Below are 18,504 nucleotides of genomic sequence, written 5' to 3'. Positions count from 1 at the left end.
GAGTTGTCCTGCGGTTTACCGTTTGTGACGGAGCGGATAGCAGTGGTGCTGCGGACGCTGGAGGTCGGCGCTTCTCCGTATCGAGCGGCGAATCCGACGCCACCGTGGCTCGACGGCGACGAGGAGGTCACCCGTGACGATCGGCAGAATCGCCCACTTCGAACCGGCTACAGCGCGGCCGGTGCGGTCACCTTTGCGCGACACCGACGCATGGACGAAAAAGATTGTCGGGCACCTGAAGGATTCCGCCGTGCTACCGGGCGGCCCAGCCGACGCGACGATCCCCGTGGTGGTCCGGATGTGCCTGGAGTGGGCGGGTCAGCGGGTGAGCGCGCAGGCTTCGGCCGACCGCACCGAGGGGCTGCTGACCGCGGCAGCGGGGTGGGCTCGGCAAGGGATCTCCATCGACGCGATCCTGCACGCGGTCCATGTGGGATTCGAGTTCGGGCTGGAGATGCTGTTCGCCGAGAAGGGCGCCTCGGACCGCGTCGACATAGTCTCCGGCACTGCCACCACGCTCGAATTGCTGAGTCTGATCACCGCCACCATCAGCAAAGCCTATGTGCGGGAATGCAAAGCCGGTGCGGCCGAAGACCGAACCGCGGTACTCACATTGACCTCCGCGCTGCTGGGCGGCCATGCGACCTCGGCGATGGCGCGCGAATGCGGCATACCGATCGCGGATACCTACATGGTGCTCGCCGTGGCGGTACCGGCTCATCCCGACGAAAGCCTTCCCCAGCTCGACGGCCAAGTCGTCGCGCGGCGCAAACTCCGCCGCCTGCAGTCCAGCCTCGCCGATCTGTTCGACGGCCAAGCCCTGTCGCTGCTCTCGGTGGACGGAGGAACGATCCTCATTCCCGCCACCCGGTCCGTCGCCCCCGACCTGGACGCCGTGGTCGGCAAACTCTCGCACGCGGCGCGCGTGCCGATCACGGCCACCGTCGTCCCCGCCGAACCGCACCAGGTCGCCGCCGCCGCTGTGCAAGCCCACGAGTTGCTCGACACGGTCGAGCAACTCGGACGCGGACCCGGCCTGCACCGGTTCACCGAGCTGGCGCTCCAGTATCAGCTGACCCGCCCCGGCATCGGCCGCGACGTACTCGGCACCCAGCTCGCGCCGCTGATGGATTATCCGGACTTGGTGGAGACGCTCCGGATTCACATCGGCAACGAATTGAATCGGCAGCGCACGGCTCGGCGGCTGAATGTCCATCCGAACACCGTCGATTACCGGCTACGACGAATCGCGGAACTCACCGGCCTGGACCCCTCCGACGCACGAGGACTGTGGTACCTGCACTCGGCACTGATCGTCTGGACCAACGGCGGCGCGGAACGTCCACAGGCCGAGACTCGGCGAATGGCCGCGCGCTAGTGCCCAGCCGCTCGGCACTCGACAACTGACGTCGCAGTGCGAACAATCTCCGCTCGTGTGACATACGCCGCGGACGCTCATGGAGGTGCATGCGGTGACAGATCGAGTGCCCAAAGGACGTTTGGCCCGAGGTGGCCGGCTGGGCCGGCTGGCCGCGGGACAAGCCGTTCGTGGTGTCGGAAACCGGTTGTCGATGGTCGGCAGAACCGAGGAAGCCCGACGGGTACTCGCCCAACGTTCCACGCTGACAACGGCGCAGCAGCTCGTCACGGTGCTCGGCAGCATGAAAGGCGCGGCGATGAAGCTGGGCCAGATGTTGTCGGTGCTGGACGTCGACCTCATTCCGCCGGCCCATCGCGAACTGTTCCGGACCAAGCTCGCCGAATTGTGCGACCGGGCCCCGGTGGTGCCGTTCGCGGCGATGCTGAAGGTCATCGAGGACGATCTCGGGCCACCGGCGCGGATCTTCGCCGATTTCGACGAGACACCGATCGCCGCGGCGTCGATCGGGCAGGTATACCGGGCACGGCTGCACAACGGACGCGCGGTGGCGGTCAAGGTCCAGTACCCCGGCGTGGAGGAGGCCATCCACGCGGACATGCGCAATCTGGAAGTGCTCAGCAGGCTGTGGAAATCCATCCTCCCGAGCGCGGCGGACAGCGCCGTGCTGGAGGAGATCGCCCGCAACATCGGAAACGAACTCGACTACCCGCGCGAAGCCAGGACCCAGCACCGGGTGGCTTCGCGCTACCGCGACCATCCGTTCATCATGGTGCCCGACAGCATCCAGGAGCACTGCACGAGACACGTTCTGGTGACGGAGTTCGTCGAGGGCAGGACGTTCCAGCAGATCCAGGCTCTGCCCGAGGCGGAGCGCGATCGGTTCGGCGAGTTGATCTACCGCTTCTACATCAGTTCGCTGTTCCGCGACAACGAGTTCTGCGGTGATCCGCATCCCGGAAATATTCTGCTCGCGGACGACGGCCGGCTGGCGTTCGTCGATTTCGGACTCTACGACCGCATGGATCCCGTGCATGTCGATTTCGAGCGCGCGTGCCTGCGGGCGGCCGGGGAACACCGCGCCGAGGACCTGTACGAGGCGTGGGTGGGCCGCGGCATCATCGATCCGGAGGCGGGCGTCAGCACACAGGAATGCCTCGACTACGTGTGGGCCGCGGCGGGCTGGCATTTGCTGGACGAGCAGATCACCATCACGCCCGACGTCGCGACCGGAGCCGTGATCCTCGCGATCGACCCGCGAGCCGCCGAATTCCGCGGTATGCGGCATCAATCGCTGCCGCCGGAGCACGTCTTCTCCCGCCGCGCGGACCTGTTCACCTTCGCCGTGCTCGGCCGATTGCGAGTGACCAACAATTGGCATCGCCTCGCTCGTGAGTGGCTCTACCACGAGCCCCCGGCCACCGAGATCGGCCAGGCGATAGCCGAGTGGCGCGAGCACCGGTGAACCCCTTGTCGTCGCAGGACACCCACCACGGTCACGGCAACACCGAACGTGGCATGGCGGCGGCGACCTCGCGCCGCGAGCGTAGGCCGAGTTTGGTCAGGATGCTGGACACATGGGACTGGATCGTGCGGCGCGACAAGAACATCTGCGCTGCGATATCCGAATTGGAGCAACCCTCGGTCACCAGCGCGGCGACCTTGCGCTCGGTCTCGGTCAGTGCGGCCCAGCCGGTTTTCGGGCGGTTGCGTGGACCGCGCACCCCCAGCCGGATACCGTGTGGGCGCACGCGCGCGGCCGCACGGGCGCTGTCCCACGACGCGCCCAGTCGACCGTAGATCCCGATCGCCGTCGCCAGCGCGCGGCGAGCCTCGGCCTCTCGTCCCGAAGCGGCGAGCAGCACGGCGGCGTTCTCGTGCGCCTGCGCTTCGTACAGCGGCCATCCGGACTGCTGGAACGCGTCGGCGGCCGCGACCAGGGTTACCGGATCGGCTGCCGCCAGACCTCGGCAGAGCAGGGCGGTTCCGGTGCGTCCGGCGGTCTTCTGCCGCGCCAGCAACTCGTCCGCGCCGGCGACCACCGTGCGCGCCGCGGCGTCGTCCCCGACCTCCGCGGCCAGCCGAGCGATGTCCGGGAAGATGTAGTGCAGGGTGGACGCGGTCAGACCGTCGGCCAGCCGATGATGGGCGTCGACGAGTAGGTCCAGCGCTCGCTCCGGGTGGCCGCGGGCCTCCTGCGTCAACGCCTCGACCCAGGGACGCAGCTGGGCGTAGCCGGTGCTGCCCAAGCGGTCGTCCGGCACGGGAATGTCCGCGGGGTCCGGCAGGCACGTGCCGCGGTGGATGCCGATCAATGCCGCCAGGCAGTGCGCGACGGGCGCGTACCCGAGGACGTCGGGCGCTTCCACGCTCGCCGCGCACTCGGCCAGCGCGTCGTCCCAGCGGCCGTCGAGCAGGTACAGCCGCGCTTTCGCGAGCAAGTTGGCGGACAGGTAGACGCCGTGCATCCGGCGGTTGTGCCCGATGGCAGTCTTCAGCGTCTCTTCGGCGTCGGCGAGCCGATCGAGTTCGATCAAGCAGTGCGCGTACAGCACGTACGGATCGAACTGGTCCGATCCGGTGCCGTCTTCGAAGATCGTGCGGATCCGGGTGCTCAGATCCAGCGCCTCGTCCAGAAAGCCCTGGGTGTAGCGCACCGCGCCCAGCGCCATGAGGCCGTATCCGGTCGCGAGCGGGTTACCGGTGCTCCGCCCCATCGACACGGCCCGAAGGCCGGCGGCCTCCGCCGCCTCGAAACGCTCGAGGAAGAAGTTGTCCAGTCCGCACATGCCCAGGAGCCGGCCTGCGTCCTCGGCGCGGAGATTCGTGGTGGACAGCGCCGTCTCGGCAACCGCGACGGCGTCGGCCAACCGGCCCTGGGACTGGCAGGCCTGGACCAGCAGCCAGGTCAGTTCGGCATCGCGGTCGTCTTCCGGTCGAGCGCGCAGCGCGGTGCGGACCACGGCTTCGGCCTCGGCGGCGCGGCCGTTCCACAGCAGCGCCCGCGTCTGCCAGCGGATCAGGAGGTTGCGGCCGGCGCCGTCGAGTTCGGTCGCGGCCGCGGCTCGGCTCAGCAGTTGCACCGCCAGCTCGGGTGCCCGCACAATCAGCTTGCCCGCGACGGCCACCAGCCACTCCGAACTCCTCCGGTCCAGCTCGTGGCCGCTCGCCGACAGGTAGTACGCGACTCGTTCGATCGGCGCGTCGGTAACTTGCAGGGCCTGCCCGGCCTTGCGCAGCAGATCCGAACGCAGTGAAGCGGGTAACTGGTCTGCCAGCGCAGTACGCACCAGGTCGTGGCGAAACACCAGCTCGGAATTCATCCGTGTGAGCAGCCCGCCGTCCACCGCCTCGGTGACCGCCCGCCAGACGTCGAGAAGTGGGGTGTCCAGTACCGCCGCCAGTTCCCCCACATTGACGACGGGTCCCAGGGCAGCCGCCATCGGCAGCACGTCCCGAGTGCGACCCGACAGCAGTTCCAGCCGCTGGATGATCGCCTCCGCCAGCGAGGCGGACGCGGGTTCGCCGGCGTCCGGCACCGCCGGAGCGGCGATTTCGGCGATCACCCCGATCGCCTCCGCACGCAGCAGTGCGGCCACCACTTCGGTGATGTGAAGCGGATTTCCGCGCGCACCGGCCACCATGCGTAGCAGCGCCGGGCCGGGGGAAGCGCCGACCAAGTGCCGCACCAGCCCCGCCGCAGCCGGGCCGGGCAGCGCGCCCAGCCGGATCGTCGGGGCCTGGCGTTCCTCGAGTTCGGCCGTCAACGCGGCGAACCCCGGATCCGGCGGCAGCGGCCGGGACGCGAGTACCAGCAGGAGCGGTTGCGCGTCGACGAGGGCACAGAGCCGCCGCAGTACCGACAGGCTCGACGTGTCCGCCCAATGGATGTCGTCCACGATCAGCGCCACCGGAGCGACGGCGCACCAAGCGTCCACGCGCTCCACAATGGCCTCGGTGACGGCGAACTCGTGGGTCGCCGCGGCGTCGCCCGCGCGATCCGCGCTGTGCCGCAGCGGGCGACTCGGATCCGGACCGCCGCACGGCGCGGTGCCCTCGACGGCGAGCCAGGAGCGCACCGCGGCGAACGGCACGTCGCGCTGCAGTTCCCTGGCGGCGCCGGTGCGCACTCGCAGGCCCGCTTCCGCGAATCGGGTCGCGGCCGCGTCCAGCAGTGCCGTCTTCCCGATGCCTGGCTCGCCCTCCACGAGCACCACCGCGCCCTGTCCCATCGCAACTCGACGGGCCGATGCCACCAAGTGCTCCAGCTCGGCGTCCCGACCGAGGAACACTGTCGCGGCGGACTTCTGCATGTGGGTGAGCTTAAGCATTTCCCGGCCGGGAGCGGCGGCGCTGCCGGGAACGACCGTACGGATATTTCTTCCCGGTTCGACGGATGTTCTCGGAGTCCAGCTGCCATACCGTCCCGAGGGCGTGCCCGACGACGCTCGGGCGGGCGCAGCATCATCCGGCAAGCAGAGGAGATACGCGTTGGCGTCCACAGCTTCCACTCCGGTACTGGAGATCCTGCGGGGGATCGCCCGCATCGGTGGTCACGTCACCAAGGAGACGCTGTCGCGGCGTCGGGCCCGGACGGCGAGCGATATCCCGGTGACCGCCCGTGAGGTGACCGTCGAATGGCTGACCGCCGTGCTGTGCGCGAATCACCCCCGCGCGGAAGTCGAATCGTTCGAGACCCAGGACGTGAGCGCGGGCACGTCCACCCGCTGGAAGCTCGGCGTGGCCTACAACGCCGCGGGCCGCGCGGCGAACCTGCCGGAGCGTTTGTTCGCCAAGACCACCGCGGACTTCAAGCAGCGCCTCACCTTGGACCTGGCTGGAATCATCGGCGGCGAGCCGGGATTCTTCACCCACCTACGGTCGGCCCTGGACATCGAGGCGCCCCGGGGCTACCACAGTGCCGTCGACTATCGCTCGGGCCGGTCGATCTCGTTGCTCGAGGACATCGGCAGCACCAAAGGCGCGCTGTTCTGCACACCGCGGACACCGATCGACCATGCCCAGATGGCTGATCTGTTGTGCACGATGGCGACCTGGCACGCCCGCTACTGGAACGACGCCGAATTGGCGCGGCATCGGTGGCTGAAGCCACCGCAGGCGCATTTCGCCAATCTCGACCGGCTGATCGGCATGTCGAAACGCGCACGCGTGGGAGCCCGGCGGGCAGCGACGGTGCTACCGGAAACACTGGCCGGCGACCACGATCGGCTCTATCGCGCGCTGCAACGATCCCTGGAGATCGCGGGCACCGGTGCGCAGACTTTCTTGCACGGCGACAGCCACATCGGCAATACCTACATGACTTCCAGCGGCCGGATGGGATTCACCGATTGGCAGGTCGTTTTGCGAGGCAGCTGGGCATATGACGTCGCCTATGTGATCGGCTCCGGTCTCGCCGTGCCCGACCGGCGGGCCTGGGAGCGCGAGCTGCTGGCCGTCTATCTCGACCGCCTCGCGGACTGCGGCGCACCGGCGCCCGATTTCGACGCGGCGTGGCTGGCCTATCGGCAGCAGGCCCTGTATCCGTATTTCATCTGGTTGGCGACTATCGGCCACAGCGCCATTCAGCCGAAATACCAACCGGACGAGATCAGCCTCGGCATCATCGAGCGCACCGCCAACGCGGTACTGGACCTCGACGCCGTGAACGCCCTGGAGGAGGGGTAAGCCGCGCAAATCGCCAGTAGCCGCTGCCGCACGTTCGAACACACGGTGACGGCGGGCGTGGGCGTGCGTGACCCGCGCTCAGACCTTGCGGTTCTCCGACTTGATCATCCACGCCAGCTTCTCCAGCGACTCGATGATCTGGTGCAGCAGATCGCTGGTGCTGGGGTCCTCGGCGTCCACGTCGTCGTGCACGTCGCGGATGGTGTCGATCGCCGCGTAGGTCCGTGTGGTGATCAAATCGACGACGTCGGCGCTGTTCACCTCTTGGGCGGGGAACGGCGGGAGGCTCGTCGTCGCGGCGATGGTGTCGGAGCGCCCGTCGGGCACGAGGTCGAGCGCGCGCATCCGCTCGGCGATGGTGTCGCTGCTCTCGCGGGCCGCGTCGACGAGCTCGTCGAGCTGCAGATGCAGGTCACGGAAGTTGCTTCCGACGACGTTCCAGTGCGCCTGCTTGCCTTGCAAGTGCAGTTCGATGAGATCGACGAGCACGCGCTGCAGACTGCCCGCCAGCCGGGACGAGCCGGTGAAGTTCCGGACATCGTCGGCTAGACGCCGGTTGGTCCGCTGCTGAGCCCGAGGTGCTGCGGTCATGGTTGCACTCCTTTCGAATCCTTCGGTGGGTAGAACCACGACTTAGATTGGAATCATTCCAGATTTCACTGTAGCCTGGGTCACTCCCAGCACCTGTATGACCCGCTCCGCCGGGCGGTGGTCCGTCGCTGCTCTACGGTGCCGCAATCGCGCGTTCCCGGGTGCGAATCTCGCTGTTCTTCCTGGCTGCTTTCGGTGCGATCTACTACGTGACGCAGCATTGGCCGACGCGGCCTGCGCTCCAACCTCGCAGCGTGGGCACAGCTGCGTGCCCACGCTGGCTGACGGCAGCGGTACGAACCGCGCGGTTCGTGACCTGCGGTCCGTAAATGAATTCCTGCAACGGCGACTGCGGTGGGATGACCGGCGCGATCACCGCTGATCACCCGCGCCAGCAAACCTTTCGCAGGCGGCGATGTGTCGCGATCTGGCAGACGTGTCAGCAATCGGTCCAGGTCAGAGTGTGTTTCACTGATGGCCTCCGTGTGTGCGAGTGTGCTCCAACACGCGGCACGAAAAAGTGTCACGACTGACGGGAATAGGTGCGCGAGAGGGGACTTGAACCCCTACGTCCGTGGACACCAGAACCTAAATCTGGCGCGTCTGCCAATTTCGCCACTCGCGCTTGATGGTACGACCGTCCAAACTCTACCGGGCCAATCGGTCATAGCGAAGCATTGGGTTGGCGTGGCGTACTGGCCAGTAACCCCACCTGGGATTATAACGATTTGGCAAACGTCAATATGAGGGGCACTCATGTTTCGTACGCGTTGGTAACCCGATGGACCAGCGGCTTCAAACATGAGGCAGAGTCATGTTCACCACTATTCTGGTACATACGTACCGCAATACTCCTAAGTAGCGGCCACGCCCGGGGGCAAACGTGAGGATTTCCTCATGATTCTGTGCCATCCTCGCCCGTATCAGGCCGATCACCCGCGATCACTCGTGAACCGGTAGGGACCGGCGTGTCGCCGAGGCATGTCGCATGGAGAAGGAAGTCGAAGCGTCTTGACGATCAACGAGAGCACCAAGACCGAATCCGGACAGAGCACGAAGGTGGTTGCCGCCGCCGGGAAGGCCGCGTCGGGCGGGGCGCGGTCGCCGCTGTTGGATCGTCTGCTCGGCGGCGTGCCGTACGCGCTCGCCTTCGGGGGACAGGGTGCCCAGTGGCTGAGTGAGCTGGAGGAGATCGGGCGCGACAGCGCGCTGGAGCCGGAGCTGACCGCGCTGGTCAACGAGGCGGCCACGCTGCTCGAGCCGGTGGCGGCGCAGTTGCTGGTGGTGCGTCCGGTCGGCTTCGATCCGATCGGCTGGATGCTGGAGAACGAGCTCGCCGACACCGAGGAGGGCGAGACCTCCGCCGCTCCGGCCGAGCCGGTGCTGCGATCGGCCGCGGTGTCCATGCCTGGCGTGCTGCTGACCCAGGTGGCGGCCGTGCGGGCGCTGCGGCTGCAAGGTCTGGATCCGGCCGAGCACGCGCCCGTCGCGATCGTCGGGCACTCGCAGGGCCTGCTCGCCGCCGCGGCGGTCGAAGCCGGTGGCGCGCGGGACGCCGAGCTGCTCGCGGTGGCCCAGATGATCGGCGCAGCAGCCGGTTTGGTGGCGCGGCGACGTGGGCTGATGCCGGTGGGCGAGCGCTCGCCGATGGTCGCGGTGTCCAATGTCGATCCCGAGCAGCTGCGCACCGTGGTGGCCGAGGTGTGCGAGGGAGCCGATCCCGCCGCGAGCGTGGTGGTCTCGATCCGCAACGGACGTCGGCGCGCGGTGCTCTCCGGGCCGCCCGCGCAACTCGAGCGGGTGCGCCAGCGGTGCGCGCAGATCCACGACGAGCAGGCGCGCGAGCGTGACGCCAAGGTGCGCGGTGGCTCGGTGTTCGCGCCGGTCTTCGAGGACGTGGCCGTCGACGTGGCGTTCCACCACCCGGCGCTGGCCGACACCGTCGACCTGGTGAGCAGCTGGGCCGCCCAGTGCGGGCTGGACACCGAGCTGGCGGGCCGGTTGGCGCGGCAGATCCTGGTCGATCCGATCGACTGGGTGGAGGCCGTGGAGGGCGTGATCGCCGCGGGCGCGCAATGGATTCTGGACCTGGGTCCGGGCGACCTGCTGTCCCGCGTCACCGCGGGCACGTTGAAGGGCACCGGCCTCGGCATCGTCGCGGCCGCCACCCGCGCCGGGCAGCGCAGCCTGCTCACTCCCGGCGCCGCGCCGGAGCCTGCGGCCCCGTGGTCGGCGTTCGCGCCGCGCCCGGTGCGGCTGCCCAACGGGCGCATCGTGGTCGAGACCGCCTTCACCAAACTGACCGGCCGCTCGCCGATCCTGCTCGCTGGCATGACCCCCACGACGGTCGACGCGAAGATCGTCGCGGCCGCGGCGAACGCGGGCCACTGGGCGGAGCTGGCCGGCGGCGGCCAGGTGACCGAGCAGATCTTCGCCGACCGGGTGGCCGAGCTGAAGAAGCTGCTGCACCCGGGTCGCTCGGTGCAGTTCAACTCCTTGTTCCTCGATCCGTACCTGTGGAAATTGCAGCTGGGCGGCAAGCGGCTGGTGCAGCGCTCGCGTGCGGCGGGCGCCCCGTTCGACGGCGTCATCGTGACCGCGGGCATTCCGGAGCTGGAGGAAGCGGTCGCGCTGATCCACGAGCTCACCGAAGCGGGCATCGCGCACGTCGCCTTCAAGCCGGGCACGGTCGCCCAGATCCGGGCCGTGCTGCGGATCGCCGACGAGGTTCCGGACTACCCGGTGATCATGCACATCGAGGGCGGCAAGGCCGGTGGCCACCACTCCTGGGAGGACCTCGACGACCTGCTGCTGGACACCTACGCCGAACTGCGCAACCGCGCCAACGTGGTGGTCTGCGTCGGTGGCGGCATCGGCACGCCCGAGCGGGCGACGGAGTACCTCACCGGCCAGTGGGCGGAGCGGCACGGTTATCCGGTGATGCCGCTGGACGGCGTGCTGGTCGGCACGGCGGCCATGGCGACGCTGGAGGCCACCACCGCGCCGGAGGTCAAGCAACTGCTGGTGGACACCCCCGGCACCCCGGACTGGGTCGGTGCGGGCACCGCGTCCGGCGGCATGGCCTCGGGCCGCAGTCAGCTGGGCGCCGACATCCACGAGATCGACAACGCCGCCTCGCGCACCGGCCGCCTGCTCGACGAGGTCGCGGGCGACGCCGACGCGGTCGCCGCACGCCGCGACGAGATCATCACGGCGCTGAACTCCACCGCCAAGCCGTACTTCGGCGACCTGGCCACCATGACCTACCAGGACTGGCTGGAGCGCTACGTCGAGCTCGCGGTCGGACTGGACCGCCGCAAGGACTTCGACTGCGGCAGCGACCTGGGCGACGCGATCGCGGAGGCCACCCGCTCGGTGTGGCTGGACATCACCTGGCGCGACCGGTTCGCGGAGATGGTGCGCCGCACCGAATCCCGGCTGCATCCGGCCGATCGCGGCGAGATCCCGACGCTGTTCGCGAGCGACGACGACTTCGAGGACCCGGTAGCGGCGCTGTGCGCCCTGAAGGACGCCTACCCCGCCACGGCGCAGACCCTGCTGCACCCGGCCGACGTCCCGTTCTTCATCGCGCTGTGCAAGACCCCGGGCAAGCCGGTGAACTTCGTGCCGGTGGTGGACGCCGACGTGCGCCGCTGGTGGCGCTCGGATTCGCTGTGGCAGGCGCACGATCCGCGCTACTCGGCCGATCAGGTGTGCGTCATTCCCGGCACCGTTTCCGTCGCGGGCATCACCCGGGTCGACGAGCCGGTCGGTGAGCTGCTCGATCGCTTCGAGCAGGACACCGCCTACTCCCTGGTGCGCGCCGGCGTGACGCCCGCCCCGGTGGACGCGCGCCGTACGGCGGGCGTCACCAGCGGCCCGATCGACGCCGTGCTCGCCGCCCCCGACGTGCAGTGGGCCGGACGCACCACGATCAGCCCGGTGCACCGGCTCGGCGACCTGTCCGAATGGGTCGTCGACGGCAAGGGCGCGGTGCACCCGCCCAGCGGCGCGACGCTGGCCGAGACCACCGGCCCCGAGCCGGAGCACGCGTACCTGGAGCTGACCGTTCCGCTGCTGGCGGGCAACGCGGTGCGCATCCGGATCACCGTGCCGACCTCGATCTACAACGGCGGCGCTCCGGTGGTCACCGAAGCAGACGCCGACGAGGCCATGTCCGCGCTGCTCGCGCTCGCCGCGGGCCAGGATCTGCCCGAGGTCAAGGGCAAGGTCGCGCATGTGAACCTGGCCTGGACGCCGGATCTGATCGCCGACCACGCCGGGGTGACCGGCTCCGGCCTGCCCGCCACGCTGAGCACGCTCGGCCGCACCGTGCCCGACGTGCTGGTCGGCGCCTGCTGGCCCGCCGTGTTCGCGGTGCTCGGCGCGACCCGCACCGCGCAGGGCGAGAGCGTCATCGAGGGCATGCTCGACCTGGTCCACCTGGATCACCAGGTGCACCTCGCCGGTGAACTGCCCGCCGAGACCAGCGTGCTGGCGGTGCGCGCGGAGGCCGGGGAGACCCTGGACACCGACCTCGGCCGCGTCGTCGAGGTGCACGTGCGGATCACCGCCATGCTGGACAAGCCCGAGACCGGGATGTCGATGCCGGTGCTGGCCACCCTCACCGAACGCTTCGCGATCCGGGGGCGTACCGGCGCGGGTGAACTCACCGATCCGCCGCGCGCGGCGGGCACGGTGTCCGACGCGGCCACCGACACCCCGCGCAGGCGCCGTCGCGACGTGACGATCGTGGCGCCGCGCACGATGCACGCCTTCGCCGCTGTCTCCGGCGACCACAACCCGATTCACACCAGCGATGCCGCCGCGAAGCTCGCCGGGCTCGGCAGCCCGATCGTGCACGGCATGTGGCTGTCGGCCGCCGCGCAGCACGTCGTGTCGGCGGTGGATCCGGCCGCTTCGGTGCCCGCGCGGACGCTGACCGCGTGGACCACCCGCTTCCTCGGCATGGTCCGCCCCGGTGCGCAGATCGATGTGCGCGTCGAGCGGGTCGCCGTCGACGCGGGCAGCGAGATCGTCGAGGTCTCCTGCCGGGCCGAAGGCGAACTGGTGATGACCGCGACCGGTCGCACCGCTGCGCCGAAGACCGTCTACGCCTTCCCCGGGCAGGGCATCCAGCGCAAGGGGATGGGGCTGGACGCCCGCTCCCGGTCGAAGGCCGCCAAGGAGATCTGGGACCGCGCCGACAAGCACACGCGTGCCGCACTCGGCTTCTCGATCCTGGCCGTGGTGCGCGACAACCCGACCTACCTGAAGGCGCGTGGCGTCGAGCACCGGCACCCGGACGGCGTGCTGCACCTGACCCAGTTCACCCAGGTCGCCATGGCCACGCTCGGTGTCGCCCAGGTGGCGGAGCTGCGCGAGGCCGGCGCGTTCGTCGAGGACGCGCTGCTCGCGGGCCACTCGGTCGGTGAGTACAACGCGCTCGCCGCCGTCGCCGGAGTGCTGCCGCTGGAGGCGGTGCTCGAGGTGGTGTTCCAGCGCGGGTCCGCGATGCACGAGCTGGTGCCGCGGGACGCGCAGGGACGCAGCGACTACCGGATGGCCGCGATCCGGCCCTCGCAGATCGGTCTGCCCGACGCGGAGGTCGTCGGCTTCGTCAAGGAAGTGGGCGAGCGGGTCGGGGAGTTCCTCGAGGTAGTCAACCTGAACCTGCGCGGGTCGCAGTACGCGATCGCGGGCACGGTGGCCGGACTCGACGCGCTGGAGGAGGAGATCGACCGCCGCCGTGCCGAATTCGGCGGCAAGCGGGCGTTCATCCTGGTCCCCGGCATCGACGTGCCGTTCCACTCGACCGTGCTGCGCAAGGGCGTTCCGGAGTTCCGGCAGAAGCTCGAGCAGCTGTTGCCGGTGGATCTGCGCCCGGAGACCCTGGTCGGCCGCTACATCCCGAACCTGGTGCCGAGGCTGTTCTCGCTCGAGCGGGCGTTCGTTCAGGAGATCGCGGACCTGGTGCCGTCCGAACCGCTCGCGCAGGTGCTGGCCGACTTCGACAGCTGGGCCGCCCGTCCGACCGAGCTGTGCCGCGTGGTGCTGATCGAGTTGCTCGCCTGGCAGTTCGCCAGCCCGGTGCGCTGGATCGAGACCCAGGACTTGCTGTTCACCGATCCCGCCCAGGGCGGCCTCGGCATCGAGCGGTTCGTCGAGATCGGTCTCGGCGCCACGCCCACGGTGGCCAACCTGGCCTCCCAGACGCTGAAGCTGCCCGCGTTCGGCGGCGCCACCGTCGAGGTGCTCAACATCGAGCGCGAGGCGGCCATCGTCTACGCGACCGACACCGACCCCGCGCCGGTGGACGAGCCGGTCGAAGAGGTCGCGGCCGCCGCGGCTCCGGCAGCGGCCGTCGCCGCCGCCCCCGTGGCCGCGCCCGCCCCGAGCTCGGGCGGCCCGCGTCCGGACGACATCGCGTTCACCGCCGCTGACGCCACCCGCGTGCTGATCGCGCTGTGGACCAAGCTGCGGCTGGACCAGATCGGCCCGGTGGACACCATCGAGGGCCTGTGCGACGGCGTGTCGTCGCGGCGCAACCAGCTGCTGGTCGACCTCGGCTCCGAGCTCTCGCTCGGTGCGATCGACGGCGCGGCCGACGCCGACATGGGCGCGCTGTCCGCGACGGTGGAGCGGCTCGCCCGCACTTATCGTCCCTTCGGCACGGTGCTCACCGACGCCATCGGCGACCATCTGCGCAAGGTGTTCGGCCCGTCCGGCAAGCGTCCGGCCGCCATCGCCGAGCGGGTCACGAAGGTCTGGGAACTCGGTGACGGGTGGGCCAGCCACGTGACCGCCGAGGTGTCGCTGGGCACCAGGGAAGGCACCAGCGTGCGCGGCGGCGACCTGGGCGGACTGGTCTCCGGTGCGCTGAGCGACGCCGCCTCGGTCGACGCGGCCATCGACGCGGCCGTGCAGGCCGTCGCGGCCCGCCGCGGTGTCGCGGTGTCGCTGCCGTCGGCGGGCGGCGGTGGCGGTGCGACCGTCGACGCCGCCGCGCTGGGTGAGTTCACCGAGCAGATCACCGGGCGTGACGGCGTGCTGGCCACGGCCGCGCGCGTCGTGCTCGAACAGCTCGGCCTGTCCGAGCGGGTCTCGGCGCCCGAGGCGACCGACGACTCGCTGGTCGACCTGGTGTCGGCCGAACTCGGTTCGGACTGGCCGCGTCTGGTCGCGCCCGCGTTCGACGCCCGCAAGGCGGTCCTGCTGGACGACCGCTGGGCCACGGCGCGCGAGGATCTGGCCCGGCTGTGGCTGGCCGACGACTCGGGCAGCGCGAACGGACCGGTCACCGGATTCCTGGGAGCGGGCGAAGCCGTTGCGGCACAGGCCAACTGGTGGCGCGAGCGCGCGAAGCACGAGGCGCGTTCGGTGCTCGCCGGGCTGTACGAGCGCATCGCCGAGGCGGCGCTGAGCACCGAAGAGCCGGGCCTGTGGTCCTCGGACATCGCGGTGATCACCGGCGCCAGCAAGGGATCCATCGCCGCGGCGGTGACCGGCAGGCTGCTCGGCGGCGGCGCCACGGTGGTGGTGACCACCTCGACGCTGAACGACGAGCGCCTCGCCTTCTACCGCAAGCTGTACCGCGACAACGCCCGCCACGGCGCGGCGCTGTGGGTGGTGCCCGCGAACATGGCGTCCTACCAGGACATCGACGCCCTGATCGACTGGATCGGCTCCGAGCAGGTCGACAGCGCGGGCGGCGCGAAGATCAAGATCAAGGACGCGATGACGCCCACCCTGCTGCTGCCCTTCGCGGCGCCGCGGGTGGCCGGTGATCTCGCCGACGCGGGCGCGCGCGCCGAGATGGAGATGCGCGTGCTGCTCTGGTCGGTCGAACGGCTGATCGGCGGTCTGTCGAAGCTGGGCGCCGAGCACGATGTGGACGGGAAACTGCATGTCGTGCTGCCCGGTTCGCCCAACCGCGGCATGTTCGGCGGCGACGGCGCCTACGGCGAGTCGAAGGCGGCGCTGGACGCGGTGGTCGCCAAGTGGCGGGCCGAGAAGTCGTGGTCGGCCCGGGTCACCCTGGTGCACGCGCTGATCGGCTGGGTGCGCGGCACCGGTCTGATGGGTCACAACGACCCGATGGTCGAGGCGGTCGAGAAGGCGGGCGTGCAGACCTGGTCCACCGCCGAGATGGCCGACGAACTGCTCAAGTGGTGCACCTCGCGGGCCCGTCAGGTCACCGTGACCGGCCCGCAGCAGATCGACCTGACCGGTGGACTGGCCAGGGCCAAGCTGGATCTGCCCGCGCTGGCCAAGCAGGCCGCGGAGCAGGCGGAGGAGGAGACCGACGCCGACCCGGGCCGCACCATCGCCGCGCTGCCCGCGCCGCCGACCGTGACCTCCGCGCTGCCGGTGCCCGAGTGGGGCGAGGTGACCGCGGATCCGGCCGACATGGTGGTCATCGTCGGCGCGGGGGAGCTGGGCCCCTACGGCTCGGCGCGCACCCGCTTCGAGATGGAGGTCTCCGACGAGCTGTCGGCCGCGGGCGTGCTGGAGCTGGCCTGGACCACCGGCATGGTCACCTGGGAGAACGACCCGAAGCCGGGCTGGTATGACGCCGCGTCCGGTGACTACGTGCCCGAGCACGAGCTGGCCGAGCGCTATCACGACGCCGTGGTCGCCCGCTGCGGTGTGCGCCGCTACGAAGACGACGGCGCCATGACCGACAATTCGGCCCCCTTGATGACCTCGGTCTTCCTCGACCAGGACCTGTCGTTCACGGTGGGCGGTGAGGCCGAGGCGCGCGCCTTCCATGCCGCCGATCCGGAGCACACGGTGATCACGCCGGTCGAGGGCTCCGGTGACTGGACCGTGACGCGCAAGGCAGGCACCGAGATCCGCGTGCCGCGCCGGGCCAAGCTCTCGCGCACCGTCGGCGGCCAGATCCCCACCGGCTGGGACCCCACCATCTGGGGCATCTCGCCCGACATGGCCGCTTCGGTGGACCGGGTCGCGCTGTGGAACATCGTCTGCACGGTGGACGCGTTCGTCGGCTCCGGGTTCAGCCCCGCCGAGCTGCTGAGCTGGGTGCATCCTTCGCTGGTCGCCAACACGCAGGGCACCGGCATGGGCGGCATGTCCTCGATGCGCTCGCTGTACATCGACAATCTGCTCGGCGAGTCGCGCCCGAACGACATCCTGCAGGAGGCGCTGCCGAACGTGGCGCTGGCGCACGTGGTGCAGTCCTACGTCGGCAGCTACGGCGCGATGGTGCACCCGGTGGCGGCCTGCGCCACCGCCGCGGTGTCGGTCGAGGAGGGTGTCGACAAGATCCGGCTCGGCAAGGCCGATCTGGTCGTGGCCGGCGGGTACGACGACCTCGGCATCGAAGGCATCGTCGGCTTCGGTGACATGTCGGCCACCGCGGATTCCGCGGCCATGAGCGCCAAGGGCATCAGCGACCGGTACTTCTCCCGCGCGAACGACCGCCGCCGCGGTGGTTTCATCGAATCGCAGGGTGGCGGAACGGTCCTGCTGGCGCGCGGCAGCGTCGCGCTGGAGATGGGCCTGCCGGTGCTGGGCGTGGTCGCCTACGCGCAGTCCTTCGCGGACGGCGTGCACACCTCCATCCCGGCTCCCGGCCTGGGCGCGCTGGGCGCCGGTCGCGGCGGGAGTGAGTCCAGGCTGGCGACCGAGCTGCGCAAGCTGGGCGTGACCCCGGACGAGATCGCCGTGGTGTCCAAGCACGACACCTCGACGGCCGCCAACGACCCGAACGAGTCCGAGCTGCACGAGCGCCTCGCCACGGCCATCGGACGCTCGGACGGAGCTCCGCTGTTCGTCGTCTCGCAGAAGACCCTCACCGGGCACGCGAAGGGCGGCGCGGCCGCCTTCCAGCTCATCGGCCTGTGCCAGGTGCTGGAGCAGGGCGTGATCCCGCCGAACCGCAGCCTCGACTGCGTGGACGAGAAGATGCTGGCCTTCCCGCACCTGGTGTGGCTGCGCGAGCCGTTGCGGCTGGGCGATCGCCTTCCGCTCAAGGCCGGTCTGGTCACCTCGCTCGGGTTCGGCCATGTGAACGGTCTGCTGGCGGTCGTGCACCCGGAGGCGTTCATCCAGGCCATCGCGCCGGAGAAGCGGGAGGAGTACCAGCGTAAGGCGCAGGAGCGGCAGCTGTCCGGGCGCCAGCGGTTCGTGGAGGCGATGTGCGGCGGCGCGCCGCTGTACGAGCGTCCCGCGGATCGCAGGCTCGGCGGGGACGGCACCCCGGCCAAGCGGGCGCGCGAGCTGGAGGCCGACGTGCTGCTCTCGCCGGACGCGCGCCTGGCGCAGGACGGCGCCTACCGGGCCAAGGGCATCGGATGCGCGTAACCGGAAGGGCGGCGGGGCAACTCGCCGCGCCGGGTCCGCGCGCGGGCTCGTCGAGCACGTCGTAGGCTGCCCGCCTATGACGATCCTCGGTATCGGCTTGGACTTGGTGACCATCTCCGAGTTCGCCGAACAGCTCGAACGCGCTGGAACAACCATGCTCCGGGAAAGTTTCACCGCGGGAGAGCGGCGCTACTGCCAGAGCAAAGGGACCGACCCGGCGCGCAGCTACGCGGCGCGGTGGGCGGCGAAAGAGGCGGTGCTCAAAGCCTGGGCATCGTCTCGGTTCGCCCGCCGCCCGCAGATCGGGGACAACCCCTATCCGCTGATCGAAGTGGTCAACGACGCGTGGGGCAGGCCGAGCATCAAGCTGCACGGCCTGGCCGCCGAATTCCTGCCCCGGGTACGGGTTCACCTGTCGCTGACCCACGACGGCGACACGGCCGCCGCGATGGTGGTGCTCGAGGACCCGGGCGAGTTGGCCGACCTCATCGAAGGCCGCGACAACGCCGGGTGAGCCG

7 protein-coding genes and 1 tRNA gene are annotated in these 18,504 nt (G+C 70.0%); 5 read left to right on the top strand and 3 right to left on the bottom strand.

Going from position 1 to position 18,504, the window contains the following annotated elements:
• Positions 1-133: 133 nt before the first annotated feature.
• Together QMG86_RS24850 and QMG86_RS24845 are read left to right on the top strand one after the other, a co-directional pair.
• A complete protein-coding gene (locus QMG86_RS24850; RefSeq protein ID WP_281875077.1) occupies positions 134-1,378 on the top strand; it encodes a PucR family transcriptional regulator in 1,245 nt (414 codons plus the stop codon).
• Between the two features lie 94 nt (positions 1,379-1,472).
• Positions 1,473-2,843, top strand: coding sequence for an ABC1 kinase family protein (locus QMG86_RS24845; RefSeq protein WP_281875076.1), 1,371 nt, complete (start codon positions 1,473-1,475; stop codon positions 2,841-2,843).
• 31 nt (positions 2,844-2,874) lie between these two features.
• Here the strand turns inward: QMG86_RS24845 and QMG86_RS24840 are convergent, their stop codons facing one another.
• Positions 2,875-5,691 carry a helix-turn-helix transcriptional regulator gene (locus QMG86_RS24840; protein WP_281875075.1) on the bottom strand — a complete coding sequence of 939 codons (2,817 nt, stop codon included), beginning with the start codon at positions 5,689-5,691 and terminating at the stop codon, positions 2,875-2,877.
• Positions 5,692-5,869: 178 nt separating this feature from the next.
• Here QMG86_RS24840 and QMG86_RS24835 point away from each other — a divergent pair, with 178 nt between their 5' ends.
• Positions 5,870-7,066: a phosphotransferase gene (locus QMG86_RS24835; RefSeq protein WP_281875074.1), complete on the top strand. Its 1,197-nt coding sequence runs from the start codon at positions 5,870-5,872 to the stop codon at positions 7,064-7,066.
• 78 nt (positions 7,067-7,144) lie between these two features.
• Here the strand turns inward: QMG86_RS24835 and QMG86_RS24830 are convergent, their stop codons facing one another.
• Together QMG86_RS24830 and QMG86_RS24825 are read right to left on the bottom strand one after the other, a co-directional pair.
• Positions 7,145-7,657, bottom strand: a complete 513-nt coding sequence (locus tag QMG86_RS24830; RefSeq protein ID WP_281875073.1) for a Dps family protein — start codon at positions 7,655-7,657, stop codon at positions 7,145-7,147.
• 543 nt (positions 7,658-8,200) lie between these two features.
• A tRNA-Leu gene (locus QMG86_RS24825) sits at positions 8,201-8,282 on the bottom strand.
• A gap of 386 nt (positions 8,283-8,668) precedes the next feature.
• On the opposite strand from QMG86_RS24825, the gene QMG86_RS24820 reads away from it, so the two are divergent.
• Positions 8,669-17,986 (top strand): type I polyketide synthase, encoded by a 9,318-nt coding sequence (locus QMG86_RS24820; protein ID WP_281875072.1) that lies wholly within the window; start codon positions 8,669-8,671, stop codon positions 17,984-17,986.
• Between the two features lie 76 nt (positions 17,987-18,062).
• Positions 18,063-18,500, top strand: coding sequence for a holo-ACP synthase AcpS (acpS, locus tag QMG86_RS24815; protein ID WP_043688517.1), 438 nt, complete (start codon positions 18,063-18,065; stop codon positions 18,498-18,500).
• Positions 18,501-18,504: the final 4 nt, after the last annotated feature.

Source organism: Nocardia sputorum (genome assembly GCF_027924405.1).
Lineage (GTDB): Bacteria > Actinomycetota > Actinomycetes > Mycobacteriales > Mycobacteriaceae > Nocardia > Nocardia sputorum.
This window is presented reverse-complemented; position numbering and strand designations above follow the sequence as displayed.

Coding starts and splice junctions, on each gene's coding strand:
- acpS (WP_043688517.1), top strand. CDS start 18,063: ATGACGATCCTCGGTATCGGCTTGGACTTGGTGACCATCTCCGAGTTC.
- QMG86_RS24830 (WP_281875073.1), bottom strand. CDS start 7,657: ATGACCGCAGCACCTCGGGCTCAGCAGCGGACCAACCGGCGTCTAGCC.
- QMG86_RS24840 (WP_281875075.1), bottom strand. CDS start 5,691: ATGCAGAAGTCCGCCGCGACAGTGTTCCTCGGTCGGGACGCCGAGCTG.